The 14,288-nt window shown below is 66.2% G+C and carries 13 protein-coding genes; 5 read left to right on the plus strand and 8 right to left on the minus strand.

Going from position 1 to position 14,288, the window contains the following annotated elements:
* Positions 1 to 1,065: beta-ketoacyl-ACP synthase II (gene fabF, locus ACFE7K_RS00965; RefSeq protein ID WP_375396284.1), on the plus strand; the 1,065-nt coding region annotated here is incomplete at its 5' end.
* Positions 1,066 to 2,079 carry an endolytic transglycosylase MltG gene (mltG, locus tag ACFE7K_RS00970; RefSeq protein WP_375396285.1) on the plus strand — a complete coding sequence of 338 codons (1,014 nt, stop codon included), beginning with the start codon at positions 1,066 to 1,068 and terminating at the stop codon, positions 2,077 to 2,079.
* 6 nt (positions 2,080 to 2,085) lie between these two features.
* Here mltG and ACFE7K_RS00975 read toward each other — a convergent pair whose 3' ends face one another.
* The 6 genes from ACFE7K_RS00975 to ACFE7K_RS01000 form a co-directional block, all read right to left on the minus strand.
* Positions 2,086 to 3,063 (minus strand): glucokinase, encoded by a 978-nt coding sequence (locus tag ACFE7K_RS00975; RefSeq protein WP_375396286.1) that lies wholly within the window; start codon positions 3,061 to 3,063, stop codon positions 2,086 to 2,088.
* Positions 3,064 to 3,083: 20 nt separating this feature from the next.
* Positions 3,084 to 3,791: a 6-phosphogluconolactonase gene (gene pgl, locus ACFE7K_RS00980; protein WP_375396287.1), complete on the minus strand. Its 708-nt coding sequence runs from the start codon at positions 3,789 to 3,791 to the stop codon at positions 3,084 to 3,086.
* Positions 3,792 to 3,832: 41 nt separating this feature from the next.
* A complete protein-coding gene (gene zwf, locus ACFE7K_RS00985) occupies positions 3,833 to 5,302 on the minus strand; it encodes a glucose-6-phosphate dehydrogenase (RefSeq protein ID WP_375396288.1) in 1,470 nt (489 codons plus the stop codon).
* 69 nt (positions 5,303 to 5,371) lie between these two features.
* A complete protein-coding gene (argC, locus tag ACFE7K_RS00990) occupies positions 5,372 to 6,298 on the minus strand; it encodes an N-acetyl-gamma-glutamyl-phosphate reductase (protein ID WP_375396289.1) in 927 nt (308 codons plus the stop codon).
* Entirely contained in the window at positions 6,295 to 6,579 is a 285-nt protein-coding gene (locus tag ACFE7K_RS00995; RefSeq protein WP_375396290.1) for an SH3 domain-containing protein, read from the minus strand. The genes argC and ACFE7K_RS00995 overlap by 4 nt, the downstream gene beginning before the upstream one ends.
* Before the next feature lie 25 nt (positions 6,580 to 6,604).
* Positions 6,605 to 6,997: a MarR family transcriptional regulator gene (locus tag ACFE7K_RS01000; protein WP_375396291.1), complete on the minus strand. Its 393-nt coding sequence runs from the start codon at positions 6,995 to 6,997 to the stop codon at positions 6,605 to 6,607.
* Between the two features lie 179 nt (positions 6,998 to 7,176).
* On the opposite strand from ACFE7K_RS01000, the gene secG reads away from it, so the two are divergent.
* Both secG and ACFE7K_RS01010 read left to right on the plus strand, forming a co-directional pair.
* Complete coding sequence (gene secG, locus ACFE7K_RS01005; protein ID WP_375396292.1) at positions 7,177 to 7,590, plus strand: preprotein translocase subunit SecG; 414 nt, start codon at positions 7,177 to 7,179, stop codon at positions 7,588 to 7,590.
* A gap of 95 nt (positions 7,591 to 7,685) precedes the next feature.
* Positions 7,686 to 9,323, plus strand: a complete 1,638-nt coding sequence (locus ACFE7K_RS01010; RefSeq protein ID WP_375396293.1) for a CTP synthase — start codon at positions 7,686 to 7,688, stop codon at positions 9,321 to 9,323.
* 75 nt (positions 9,324 to 9,398) lie between these two features.
* Here the strand turns inward: ACFE7K_RS01010 and ACFE7K_RS01015 are convergent, their stop codons facing one another.
* Together ACFE7K_RS01015 and ACFE7K_RS01020 are read right to left on the minus strand one after the other, a co-directional pair.
* The gene (locus ACFE7K_RS01015; protein ID WP_375396294.1) at positions 9,399 to 10,541 is read right to left on the minus strand and encodes a trypsin-like serine protease; all 1,143 of its coding nucleotides are present in this window, start codon (positions 10,539 to 10,541) and stop codon (positions 9,399 to 9,401) included.
* 269 nt (positions 10,542 to 10,810) lie between these two features.
* On the minus strand, positions 10,811 to 11,284 hold the full coding sequence (locus ACFE7K_RS01020) for an Hsp20 family protein (protein WP_375396295.1): 474 nt from the start codon (positions 11,282 to 11,284) through the stop codon (positions 10,811 to 10,813).
* 228 nt (positions 11,285 to 11,512) lie between these two features.
* Between ACFE7K_RS01020 and ACFE7K_RS01025 the strand changes: the two genes are divergently transcribed.
* Positions 11,513 to 13,957: a TonB-dependent receptor gene (locus ACFE7K_RS01025; protein WP_375396296.1), complete on the plus strand. Its 2,445-nt coding sequence runs from the start codon at positions 11,513 to 11,515 to the stop codon at positions 13,955 to 13,957.
* Positions 13,958 to 14,288: the final 331 nt, after the last annotated feature.

Genomic DNA, 14,288 nt, shown 5'->3' on the forward strand with positions numbered 1-14,288 from the left:
CGCGTCGACCACAAGGTCCAGCGCCAGGTCGATCCGTTCATCGTCTATGGCATTGATGCCGCCGGCCAGGCGATCGAGGATGCCGGTCTCACCGACATGGCCGACGAACAGCGCTATCGCGCCGGTTGCTCGATCGGCGCCGGTATCGGCGGCCTGCCGGGGATCGAAAGCGAATCGCTGGTGCTCGCCGCCAAGGGGCCGCGCCGGGTCAGCCCGCATTTCGTCCATGGCCGGCTGATCAACCTGATCTCCGGCCAGGTCAGCATCAAATACGGCTTGATGGGACCCAACCACGCGGTCGTCACCGCCTGTTCGACGGGCGCGCATTCGATCGGCGACGCTGCGCGGATGATCGCGATGGACGATGCCGACGTGATGCTGGCGGGCGGTGCGGAAGGCGCGATCTGCCCGATCGGCATTGCCGGCTTCGGCCAGGCGCGGGCGCTCTCCACCGGCTTCCGCGATACGCCCGAACGCGCCAGCCGCCCCTATGACAAGGATCGCGACGGCTTCGTGATGGGTGAGGGCGCGGGCGTCGTGGTGCTGGAGGAACTGGATCATGCCAAGGCGCGCGGCGCCAAGATCTATGCCGAAATCGTCGGCTATGGCCTGTCCGGCGATGCCTTTCACGTAACCGCGCCGCACCCCGAAGGGTCCGGCGCGTTCCGGGCGATGCAGATGGCGATGAGGAAGTCCGGCCTGGACCTTGCCGACATCGATTACGTCAATGCGCACGGCACCTCGACCCCGCTGGGGGACGAACTCGAACTGGGTGCGGTGCGTCGCCTGTTCGGCAACACTATCGAGACGATGTCGATGTCGTCGACCAAGTCGGCGATCGGCCATCTGCTCGGCGGCGCGGGAGCGGTCGAAAGCATCTTCTGCATCCTGGCGATGCGCGACCAGATCGTGCCGCCGACACTCAACCTGGACAATCCCAGCGACAATTGCATCGGCGTCGACCTGGTCCCGCATGTCGCCAAGAAGCGCAAGGTGAAGGCCGTGCTGAACAATTCGTTCGGCTTCGGCGGGACCAATGCCAGCCTGGTGATGAAGGCGGTCTGAGTGGCGCCGCCCCACCGCACCGCCGCGGGGCGCAGGAAGGGAGCAGGACGCCGCGGCGGATGCATAGGCCTCCTCGTCGTATTGCTCATCGTCGCCGCCGCAGTGGCGGTCATACGGGCCTGGGGCGGGCCGGGGCCGGCGCCGGCGAACCTCACGGTGTCGATCCCGCAGGGCGCCAGCCTGGCCCAGGCGGCCGACCGGCTCGAACGTGCCGGCGCGATCTCGTCGGCCGCGCGGTTCCGACTGCTGGCGCGCGTCCTGGGCGGCGGCGCGCCGATCAGGGCGGGCGAATACCGCATCCCCGCGCATCTCGGCCAGTCGGACATCCTGAAGCTGCTCCAGGGCGGCAGGACCGTGCAGCGCTTCGTGACCATTCCCGAAGGCTGGCCGGCGGTGATGGTGCAGGAGGCGCTGATGAAGGCGCCGCAGCTGACCGGAACGGTCGCGGTGCCCGCCGAGGGCAGCGTGCTGCCCGACAGCTATGCCTATGTCCGGGGCGACACGCGCCAGTCGGTGCTCGACCGCATGCAGCGCGCGATGCGGACGTATCTTGCGGACGCGTGGCGGCGTCGCAAGCCGGGGATCGCCGTGGCGACGCCCGTGCAAGCGCTAATCCTGGCGTCGATCGTCGAAAAGGAAACCGGTAAGCCCGCCGAGCGGCGGCTGGTGGCGGCGGTGTATGGCAACCGGCTGAAGCGCGGCACGCCGCTTCAGGCCGACCCGACGATCATCTATCCGATCACGCGCGGGCGCCCGCTGGGGCGGCGCATTCTGCGTTCGGAGCTGGAGGCCAGCAACGGCTACAATACCTACGCGATGGTCGGCCTGCCCAGCGGGCCGATAGCCAATCCGGGGCGGGCCTCGATCGACGCGGTGCTCGATCCGGCGCGGTCGAATGCGCTGTATTTCGTGGCGGACGGCACGGGCGGGCACGTCTTTGCCGACACGCTGGAGCAGCACAACGCCAACGTGCAGAAATGGTATGCGATCAGGCGCGCACGCGGCGAGATGTAGGGCCGTTCAAGGGGATTGCCTGGCATGCTCCTGTGCGAAGGCGGCAGCGGCGCCGTAGAGGCCGGGCTGGGAATGGGTGATCAGCCGGACGGGGATGTCGGCCATCAAGTGCCGGAAGCGGCCCTTGGCGGTGAAGCGCTCGGCAAAGCCCAGGCGGGCCAGATGGTCCTTCAGCCGCAGGCCGAGCCCGCCGGCGATGACCACTTCATGCGCGCCTTGCGACAGCGCCAGATCGCCGGCGAACGCCCCAAGCGCCAGCACGAATCGGTCGAGCGCCGCCACCGCCAGCGCATCGCCGCCCGCCAGCGCCAGCGTCCAGATCGCCTTGTCGTCGAGACGGCGCACCGCGACGCCATCGATTTCGGCCAGTGTCTCATAGATCCCCATGATCCCCGGGCCCGAACAGACGCGCTCGGCCGACACCCGGGTGTATGACTTGCGCAGCCGCGCCAGCAATGCATCCTCAAACGGATCGAGCGGGGCGAAATCCACGTGCCCGCCCTCGGTCTCGATGACATGGTAACCGACGGGGCTGTGGAACACGCCGGCCACACCTAGCCCCGTACCCGGGCCGCAGATCGCCGTCATGCCGCTGCGCTTCATCGCCCGTCGCGGGCCGCAGACATGATCAAAATCCGCCGCCGGCAGCTGGGCCACCGCGTGCGCCACCGCGCCGAAATCGTTGACCAGGACATGGCGGTCCACGCCCAGCTGCTCGGGGATCGACGCGGGGCGGATGATCCAGGCATTGTTGGTCAGCTTTATCGCCTCGCCTCCGACCGGCGAGGCGATCGCGATCGCCGCCGCGCGCGGCAGCGGCCGGCCCATCCGCTGCCCGAAGTCATGCCAGGCGGCTTCCAGGCCGGCATGCGCGCCGGTGTCCTGGATGACGGGCTCATCAAGCGACATGACCCTGCCCGCCGCGACCCGGGCAATGGCGAAGCGGGCGTGCGTGCCCCCGATATCGACCGCGACCACCTCCATGGCAGGATGAACTCAGGCGGTCACGGTGCCCAGTGGATGTCCACCGGCAATTCGGTATCGGCAAGCACCCGGCCGATCGGATAGGTCGAGCTGGGTCCTTGCTTGATCGCCGCCTCCAGCACCTTGCGTTTGGCCGTTCCCGTCACCGCGATCATCACCGATGCCGCGCCGACGATCGCCGCGCGCGACAGCGTGACGCGCGGGACCGGCGCGTCGGCGGGCAAGGGATCGGGCAGGACGCCGAGCATCCGGCGCTCCTTCGGGCCGTTGAGCGCCTCGTCGAAATCGGGGCCGGGGAAGATCGACGCGGTATGCCCGTCGCCGCCGACGCCGAGCAGGCACAGGTCGAGCGGCCAGTGCAGGTCCTGCATCAGCGCGTCGGCCGACCGACCCGCCGCCTTATAGTCCGCAATCGCCTGCGGCACGATCGGCATCACGCGCGCGCCGGCCGGGAGGAACGTCTTGCCGATCATCGTCACGTTCGACAGCGGATCGCCCAGGGGAACGATCCGCTCGTCGCCGGGAATGATCGTCACCCGCTTCCAGTCCAGCTTGGCCCTGGCGAGCCTGGCATAGATCGGCACTGGGGTCTTGCCGCCGGCCAGCGCGATCACCGCGCCGCCGCGCGCCTCGATCGCGCTTTCGACGATGAACTGGATATCGCCGGCGACGGCCTCGGCCATTTCGGCGACATCCTCATATTCCCACCATTCGATTTCTTCGCTCATCAGGTCCTCGTCAAATTTCGTCATTCCCGTCCGTATACGGATCAATCATCCTGCCAGGTCACGCCGTCGCGTTCGGTCAGCGCGATCGCCGCCGAGGGGCCCCAGGTGCCCGAGGGATAGCTCTTAGGCTTCATGTCGTTCGCCGCCCAGCCCGCGCGGATCGCGTCGGTCCAGGCCCATTGCGCTTCGACCTCGTCGCGCCGCACGAACAGCGTCTGGTCGCCCTCGATCAGGTCGAGCAGCAGCCGTTCATAGGCGATGCGGCGGCGGGCACCGGCAAATTCGGCGTCCATGCTGAGATTGAGCGGGACTTCGCGCAGATGGATGCCGTCGCGGTCGAGGCCGGGCGCCTTGGCCATCACCAGCATCTGGATATATTCCTCGGGCTGGAGGCGGATGATCAGCTTGTTCGGCTGGAGCAGGCCGCCGCGCCCGGCGAACATCGAATGCGGCACGCGCCTGAACTGGATCGCGATCTCGCTGCGGCGCACCGCCATGCGCTTGCCCGTGCGGATGTAGAACGGCACGCCCTGCCAGCGCCAATTGTCGATATTGGCCTTGATTGCGATGAACGTCTCGGTGGCAGACGGCTTGCCCAGTTCCTCGGCATAGGCCTTCACCACCGCGCCGCCGACCGCGCCTGCGCCATATTGCCCGGTAACCGTGACCTGCGACACCTGTTCGGGAGTGATCGTGCGCAGCGAGCGGAACACCTTGGACTTCTCGTCGCGGATCGCGGTGCCGTCGAAGCGGGCGGGGGGCTCCATCGCGATCAGCGCCAGCAGCTGGAGCATATGGTTGGTGACCATGTCGCGCAGCGCGCCGGCGCCGTCATAATAGCCCGCGCGCTCCTCCAACCCGACCGTCTCGGCGATGGTGATCTGGACGTTGTCGATGCCTTGCGCATTCCACACCGGCTCGAAAAACGAATTGCCGAAACGCAGCGCCAGGATGTTCTGGACCGTCTCCTTGCCCAGATAATGGTCGATGCGAAAGATGCGGTCCTCGGGAAAGACCCGGGCGACGGCGTCGTTGATCTCGCGGCTCGACGCGAGGTCGTAGCCGAGCGGCTTTTCCAGCCCGATCCGGACCATGCCATGCGCCAGGCCCGCCGAATCCAGCCCCCTGATGGTCGGCTCGAACAGGCTGGGCGCGGTCGACAGGAAGATCGCCAGTTCCTTGGAGGCATCGCCGATCTTGTCCGCCAGCACCTTGAAGCCCGCAAGATCGTTGGCATCGAGCGACTGATAGCGCAGCCGCTTCAGAAACGTGGCGATCTTGTCCTTGTCCTTGCGGTCGTCGGGCAGGAACTGGTCGAGCGCCTTCTTGGCGAACGCGCGATAGCTATTGTCGTCATAATCCGTTCGCGCGGTGCCCGTGATCGCCATATCGGCGGGGAGCAGGCCGTCCTCGTCGAGCCCGTAAAGCGAGGGCAGCAGCATCCGCTGCGCCAGGTCGCCGGTCGCGCCGAACAGCAGCAAATGGTCGAGGGGCTGGCGCGCTTCGGGCATTGGGGTCTCCTGAGATCGTCTCGTCCATCGGTGCGAGGCAACGCGGTCAGCCCGATCGTCGCACCACGATCACAGCGTCAGGCCCGCGACCGGATCGAACCCGGCCATGATGTTCAGGTTCTGCACCGCGGCGCCGGCCGCGCCCTTGCCCAGATTGTCGAGCGTGGCGATCAGCCGCGCCTGGCCCGTCCGCTCATTGCCGCAGACGCGGACCGTCAGGCGGTCCGTCCCGGCATCGTCCTCGATCGTCACCATGGCCGCTTCCCCCGACGCCACCGAGACGATCGCGCTGCCCTGATACGAATCGCGGAGAGCGGCATCGCATTGCGCCAGCGTCGGCCGCCCCGGCAAGGCGTAAAGCGCGACCGGCACTTCGACGATCATCCCGCGATAGGTGCCGGCGACCGAGGGCAGGAAGATCGGGGGGTGGGCAAGCCCGGCATGTTTCTGCATTTCCGGAACATGCTTGTGCGCCAGGCCAAGCGCATAGGCGCGCGCCGACGACCCCGCGCCGTGTTCGTAATCGGCGATCATGGTCTTGCCGCCGCCCGAATAGCCCGACACCGCGTTGACGACGGCCGGATAATCGGGCGGCAGCAGACCCGCGCGCACCAGCGGCCTGACCAGCGCGAGAAAACCGGTCGGGTAACAGCCGGGATTGGCAACCAGCCGGGCTTCCGAAATCGCCGCGGCCTGGCCGGGATCAAGCTCGGGAAAGCCATAGGTCCAGCCGTCGGCCACGCGATGCGCGGACGAGGCGTCGATCACGCGGGTACGTGCCGACGTGATCATCGCCATCGAGTCGCGCGCGGCATCGTCGGGCAGGCACAGGATGACCATCCGGGCGTCGTTGAGCGCCTCGCGCCGGGCGGCCGGATCCTTGCGCCGCGCCGCGTCGAGTTCGACCAGCGCGACGTCGGCACGCCTGGCCAGCCGCTCGCGGATTTCCAGCCCGGTGGTTCCCGCCGCGCCGTCGATGAACACCTGAAGCGTCACGATGCGTGGTCCAGCGCGTCGCTGTCGACATAGCCGGCCAGCCGCCGGTCGGGCGATACCCCCCAGGCGGTGTTGCGCGTGATTTCAAGGACCTCGAACGGCTCGCCGGCGGTGAGTTCCGCCAGCACCGCCGAGCCGCGCGCCGCCTGGGCGCGCAATGTCGTGGGCAAGACCACGACGCACGGCATGGGCGCGGCATAATGCGGCGCGAAGACGATGTCGGCGAGGCGGATGTCGGCCAGATCGCGGCGGACGCCATTGCTCAGCGGATCGATCGCCACCGTCGGTCCGGTCAGCGCAAAGCTCCTACGCGGAGGCCACGCGGGCGGGCGGATCTTCGTCCTCCCCCACAAATTGGCCGAATTCTTCAAGAAAGCCCGCCCCTTCGGATGTCCGCGCGATAAAGATGTTGCGCTTGTCGGTGTCGTCGCGCTGCCGGCGCAGATAGCCGAGCGCGCCCAGCCTGTTCAAGGCGCGCGTAACGACCGGCTTGGACACGTTCAACGCGCGCGCCAGCCCGCGGACGGTATGCGGCCCCGAATTGAGATATACGACCAGCAGCAGCGCCATCTGGCGGTTGGTCAAATCGGGCTCGCCGGACCGAACATAGTCGATCAACGTCTGCTTCCACCGGTTGAGCGGATGCTGCGTCACGCTCGCCGTTGCCCCCGTCGCCGTCACTGTCGTTGCAAAGTTCATGTGATTGCTCGCTAAGGCATTGGCGGAAAACTCCGCTTTCCCTTAACCAACGCTTGGTCGGCGCGGGAGTTTCGATGCGGGGGCGAAATGCGTCAATGCGCAAAAGGCTGGATGGTTGATCGCACCCCGCCGCTGGCCTATGTGCGCCCGATCCTCGTTTCTCAGGCACGCATCCCGTCATGGTCTTCACCTTTCTGCTCGTCATCCAGACCATCATCGCGGTGCTGCTGGTGACCGTGATCCTGATGCAGCGGTCGGAGGGAGGCGGACTGGGCACCGGGGGCAGCCCGTCGGGACTGATGTCGGCACGCGGCACCGCCGATTTCCTGACGCGATCGACCGCCGGACTGGCGACGGCGTTCGTGGCGCTGTCGATCACCTTGGCGGTGCTGGCGGCGATGCGTCATGCGACGGTCGTCGATACCTCGCTCAACCGCATTGCACCGGCGGCGGCGGCGACCGCGGCACCGCCGGCGGACAATACGCCGTTCGCCGGGGCTGCCGCCAATGCCGCGGCGGCGGCCGGCGCCAACACGCAGGCGGCGCCCACGACGCCGCCCGCCGATAACGGCGCGGTCCCGCTCGAACGCTGATCGGGAAGCGGGGCGGAACTCCCCACCGTATTTTCGCTGGCGGCGGAGTCGCGCGCTTGTCGGATGGTCCCCCGACCGACTAATCGGTGATTCCCATGGCGCGGTTCATTTTCATTACCGGCGGCGTGGTGTCCTCGCTTGGCAAGGGCCTGATGGCCGCCAGCCTAGCCGCCTTGCTCCAGGCACGCGGCTATCGCGTGCGCATCCGCAAGTTCGATCCCTATCTGAACGTCGATCCCGGGACGATGAGCCCTTATCAGCACGGCGAGGTATACGTTACCGACGACGGCGCCGAAACCGACCTCGACCTCGGCCATTATGAGCGCTTCACAGGGGTCGCGGCACGCCAGACGGACAATATAACGTCGGGCCGCATCTACAGCCAGATCATCCAGCGCGAGCGGCGCGGCGACTATCTGGGGGCGACCGTCCAGGTCATCCCGCACGTCACCGACGCCATCAAGGCATTCGCGCTGGCCGAGACCGACGATTTGGATTTCGTGCTGTGCGAGATCGGCGGCACCGTCGGCGACATCGAATCGCTGCCGTTCATCGAGGCGATCCGCCAGCTGCGCAACGATCTGGGCCGCCACAATTCGGTCAGCGTCCACGTCACTCTGGTCCCCTATATCTCGGCCGCGGGCGAGCTGAAGACCAAGCCCACCCAGCATTCGGTACGCGAGCTGGCGGCGCTGGGCGTCCAGCCCGACGTCCTGGTCTGCCGCTGCGAAAAGCCGCTGCCCGCCGGCGAACGCGCCAAGATCGCCCTGTTCTGCAACGTGCCCACCGCCGCAGTGATCCCCGCGCTCGACGCAGCCAGCATCTATGCGGTGCCGACGCAATATCATGTCGAGGGCCTCGATTCCGAAGTGCTCAAGGCGTTCGGGATCATGCCCGGCAGCGCGCCCGATCTGTCGCGCTGGACGACCATCGTCGACCGGCTGGCAAGCCCGGAGGGCATCGTGACGGTTGGCGTGGTCGGCAAATATGTCGGGCTGCCCGATGCCTATAAATCGCTCAACGAGGCGCTGGTCCATGGCGGGATCGCCAATCGGGTAAAGGTCGATATCGACTGGATCGACGCCGAATTGTTCGAGCAGGACGACCAGGGCGCGATCGCCGCGCGGCTGGAGCCGTGCCACGCGATCCTCGTCCCCGGCGCGTTCGGCGAACGCGGCGCGGAGGGCAAGATCGCCAGCGTCCGCTTTGCCCGCGAACGCGACATTCCTTATTTCGGCATCTGCTTCGGGATGCAGATGGCGTGCATCGAGGGCGCGCGCGACCTGAGCGGCGTTCCCGGCGCGTCATCGACCGAGTTCGGCCCGACCGACGAGCCGGTGGTGGGCCTCATCACCGAATGGATGAGCAGGGACGGCATCGAAAAGCGCGAGGAGGGCGGCGACCTGGGCGGCACGATGCGGCTCGGCGCCTATGACGCGACGCTCGACGGCAATTCGGTGGTCGCCTCGATCTATGGCGGAACCGCGATCAGCGAGCGCCACCGCCACCGCTACGAGGTCAACACCAATTATCGCGAGCGCCTGGAAAAAGGCGGGCTGGTGTTCAGCGGCATGTCGCCCGACGGCGTGCTGCCTGAAATCGTCGAGCGTCCGGATCATCCGTGGTTCGTCGGCGTGCAGTTCCATCCCGAGCTGAAAAGCAAGCCGTTCGACCCGCATCCGCTATTCGCCAGCTTCATCGCCGCCGCGGTGCGCCAGAGCCGGCTGGTCTAGGTGCCGCACTGGCCGGATCGGCACCGCGGGCAAGGCGAGCGGGCGCGCCGGTAACCGGCGCGCCCGCCGGGAATTTCAGGCCCTCGCCATCCGCATTCCGGCGACCGGCCGGCGGCGCAATACGCCCCCGGCCAGGCCGAAGCCGACGATCATCATCATCCAGGTGCCGGGTTCCGGCGCCGGCGAGACCAGCAGCGAATTGATCCAGTCGGCATGGATATAGGTCGGCACGAAGCCTGCGAACTCGCCAAAGCTGGAATCGAGGGTGGCATCGATGTCGCCATAGCTCTTGCCGAAGCTTAGGCTGTAGCTGCTGACCGAGGCGATCTGACCATTGACGAATTCGGGGCCGCCCGAATCACCGCCGGCAATGTCGACTTCCAGGGCGCCGAGCCCGGCGTTGAAGAACACGCTGCTCCCGGTCAACGCGCGACCGATCAGGCCAGCGGCATCGTTCGCCTGCAGTCCATTGTCGAAATCGCTGACGAAGCTCAACGCGATGTCGGCGGTGCCGAAGAAATTGGTGCCTTTGGCGGGGTCGATATTGGTGAAGAAGCCGCCGAACCGGGGATCGCCTAACGCGTAATCATACGAATTATAGCCCTCGCGCAGATAGCCGGTCTGGGCATTGCCACCCAGCGCGCCGCCGACGGTCGATCGTTGGCCGTAACCCGCGACGTTGAACACGTCGCCCGTAAGATTGCCGCCGGTGAACAGACTGTACGCTTGTGCTGAATTGGGCGCCGCGGAGGCAAGGCGAAGAACGGCGATGTCGTTCTGGTCGACGACCTGCCCGGTATATTTCGAGTTGACGAAGTAATCCGTCACGTCGATCGCGGTACCCACGGTCTGAAACGGCGTCCGAACGTCGGGATTGCCGTTGTAGAAATAGGCCGTGGTCTTCATGGGGTTGCCCGTGCCCGCGCCGCTGCTGACGCAATGGCCGGCGGTCAAAATCGATTGTCGATCAGCGAGCAGGCTGCCCGAACAGATGAAGGCACTGCCATTGGCATATTGCATGATGAGCGCCACGACGCCGCTCTTGTCGCTGGACGGATAGAATAGCGGGCTGCCGCCGCCGCCGGTCAATCCGGTCGAGGTCGGCACCGCGGCGACGATCGAGGACCTGGCGGTCCAGCTATAGCCGTCGCGTTCGCCCGAGACCTCGGTTTGAGCAAGCGCGGGCGACGCCGCGAGCAGCGCAATCGCGCCGATCATAAAGGCCGAGGCTTTGTTCCGCATTGCAATGTTCCCCATCGTTCTGGCGACCTCCCCCGGGCCGCTGAACGAGAAGAGTGAGGCATCGTTAACCTTTGTGCAAGTGCTCACGACGGGATTTTGCCGAGAAACTTTTAACCATCTGTGCCAAATCAGGCATTCGAGAAATTTGGCGCAGACATCGGGCTTGCCAAAAGAAAAAGGCGTCCGGACCGTCGCGGTCCGGACGCCCCTGCGGCGCCCGAGGGGAAGTACAGGCGCCTAATTGGTCATGCCGCCTTGACGTCCTCGGCCGGCATGGTCTCGATCGCGGCGAGCGGCGCGCCCGTCTTGATCGCGATCGTCTTGGGCCGCATCGCCTCGGGCACCTCGCGGACGAGGTCGACCGTCAGCAGGCCGTCGTTCAGCCGCGCATCCTCGACACGGATGAAGTCGGCGAGCTCGAACCGGCGCTCGAAGCTGCGCGTGGCGATACCGAGATGGAGGAAGGCCGACGCATCGCCGTCCTTCTCCTTCTTGCCCTTGACCACCAGCAGGTTCTGCTGCGCGACGATCTCGATCTCGTCGCGGCGAAAGCCGGCGACGGCAAGAGTGATGCGATATTGGTCGTCACCGACGCGTTCCAGGTTGAACGGCGGGTAATTGTCCGCATTGGCCTGTCGCGCGCTTGCCTCGAGCATGTCGAACAGGCGGTCGAAGCCGACGGTCGAACGGCGATAGGGGGTAAGGTCGAACTGTCGCATTCGAGTGATCCTCCAAAGAGCGATTGCACATGACGCGACCCCGATCGGGCACCGCGCCACCGCCTATCTGGGGCATTCGGGCGCCTGTTCAAGACCGCACGAACACCGAAAAGCGGTGATTTTTCAGCGGAGGTAAAGCCGCGCTTCGCGCCACAACACCAAAATTGAATATATCCGATTGCATTGATGGGGATTATGGCACGCTATCATCCAGGGGACCTTGACTACATGCTTGCCATCGTACCGATCCTGTTCGCCGCCAGCGCGCCGCAGGCGATCGCCGCCGCCACTCCCCAGGCCACGCCCGCGCCCCCCGCGCCCGTCGTTTCCGCCGACACGGCGATCGATGCGCAAGGCGGCGATATCGTCATCACCGCCCGGCGCCGCGAGGAGCGGTTGCAGGACGTGCCGATCGCGGTATCGGTACTCGGCGGCGAGACATTGTCGCAGACCGGGTCGTTCAACATCAACCGGCTCCAGCAGCTGCAGCCGAGCCTGCAATTCTATTCGAGCAATCCGCGCAATTCCGCGATCAACATCCGCGGGCTGGGCGCGCCGTTCGGCCTGACCAATGACGGCATCGAGCAGGGCGTGGGCCTCTATATCGACCAGGTCTATATCGGCCGCATCGGGGCATCGACCTTTGATTTCGTCGATGTCGACCGGGTCGAGGTGCTGCGCGGCCCGCAGGGAACGCTGTACGGCAAGAACACCACCGCCGGCGCGATCAACGTCACCACGCGCGCGCCGAGCTTTCAGCCCGAGGCGCGGTTCGAGGTCAGCGGCGGCAATTACGAATTCGTCCAGCTGAAGGGATCGGCGTCGGGACCGATCATCGGCGACACGGTCGCGGCGCGGCTGTCCGTCTCGTTCACCAACCGCAAGGGTACGATCTACAACGTCCGAACCGACGAATATCTGCACCGCCAGGACAATCTGGGCCTGCGCGGACAGGTGCTGTTCCGCGCCGCGCCGAACCTGGACTTCACGTTGTCGGGCGATTTCAACGTGCAGAATCCGAAATGCTGCGTCCAGATATATGCCCGTGTCGGCGCCACCCAGCGTCCGCTCAACCGGCAATATGCGGCGCTTGCGGCGGCGTTCGGCTATGCGCCGCCCAGCACCGACCCGTTCGACCGCGTGACTGACCTGGACGCCACGATCAACTCGCGGCAGGAAGTCGGCGGGCTGTCGCTGGTCGGCAGCTGGGACGTGGGCTTCGCGACCATCACGTCGGTGACCGCAGGCCGCTATTGGGACTGGAAGCCGGCCAACGACCGCGACTTCATCGGCCTGCCGATCACGACGGTGTCGCAGAACCCGTCGCAGCAAAAGCAGTTCTCGCAGGAATTTCGCATCGCCTCGAACGGCGTGACCAGGCTGCAATACACGCTGGGCGCGTTCTTCTTCAAGCAGACGATCAAGACGCAAGGGTCGCAGGTCCAGGGGTCGGCGGCGAGCCGCTGGCTGCTCAACCCCGGTGCCGCCGTGCCGGTGGGCGCGTCCGGCTGCCTTCCCGTGACGGCCAATGCCTGCAATCCCGCGATCCTGAACGGGCTGACCGCGACCAACACGATCAGTTTCGACAACACCAGCTTTGCGGTATTCGGCAAGCTCAACTGGGCGATCACCGACAAGCTGCACTTTCAGCCCGGCCTGCGGGTGAACTATGACAAGAAAAGCGGATCGTACGTTTCGGTGGTGACCACCGGAGCCGGCAGCACGACGCTGAACAGCGACCAGCTCGGCGTGCTCGCCCCCCAGAGCTATGCGCCGGAGTTCAGCGCCTGGAACCTGTCGGGCGACGCCACCCTGTCCTATGATTTCACCACGGACGTCCATGCTTATGCGACCTATGCGCGCAGCTTCAAGTCCGGCGGGATCAACCTGTCGGGCCTGCCGCTCAACGCGACCAATACCGGGGTCGACCTGACGACGCAGACGGTGAAGCCGGAAAAGGTCAACCATTTCGAGCTGGGGCTGAAGACCCAGTTCCTTGATCGGCGCGTGACGCTCAACCTCGCCGCCTTCTGGACCGAGATCAAGGATTACCAGGCGACGGTGAACAACGGCCAGATCACCGTGATCCGGGGTTACCTGGCCAATGCCGGCAAGGTCCGGGTGCGTGGCGTGGAGTTCGACTCCTCGTTCCGGCCAAGTGCGCGGCTGTCGCTCTATGCCAGCGGTGCCTATACCGACGCCAAATACGTTCGCTTCACCAATGCGCCATGCCCACCCGAGCTGTCGGGCGGCAATCCGGCGCTCAACGGTGCCACGCCTGCCGCGGCCGGCGTGCCGGGGCTCAGTCCGCTGACCTGCGACATATCGGGCCAGATCCTGCCGGGCATTTCCAAACTCGCCTTCTCCTATGGCGCGGAATACAATGTGCCGGTCGGCGGGGGCCAGGCCTATGTCGGCTATGACGGCAGCTATCGCTCCAGATATTCGTCCAACCCGTCGCGCTCGCGCTATACCGATATCGACGGCTATTCGCTGTCCAACTTCCGTGCCGGCTTCCGCAGGGATCAGTGGAACCTGTACGGCTGGGTGCGCAATGCGTTCGACCAGCATTATTTCGAGCTGCTGAGCACCCAGTCGGGCAGCACCGGCCTGATCGTCGGCCAGCCGGGCGATCCGCGGACCTGGGGCGGGACGTTCAGCATCAAGTTCTGATAGGAAGGTCCGGAGGCGCCGGCGGCAGAGCCGCCGTCGCTCGGGCCGGCTGAAGCCCGGCGGCCGGTTGGGGCGATGCTTCGCACCGCTGATCAGCGTCGCCAATCCGCTTCGCCCCAACGCAAACGCCCGGACTGTTGCCAGCCCGGGCGCCTGCGTGACGATCGCTCGTCAGCCCCCTTGTCGCTTCTGCCCGCGCGCTCGTTTGAGCGGAGCTGAAAGCTATCCCCGAACCACGGCCATTGCCTGCGTTTCGTGGGGTGTTGCTAGGTAGCACACGGAACTTTGTCACCGCCAATCGCCATCGGGCGAGTCGATTGGGACACGCATG

Source organism: uncultured Sphingomonas sp. (assembly GCF_964244265.1).
GTDB lineage: Bacteria > Pseudomonadota > Alphaproteobacteria > Sphingomonadales > Sphingomonadaceae > Sphingomonas.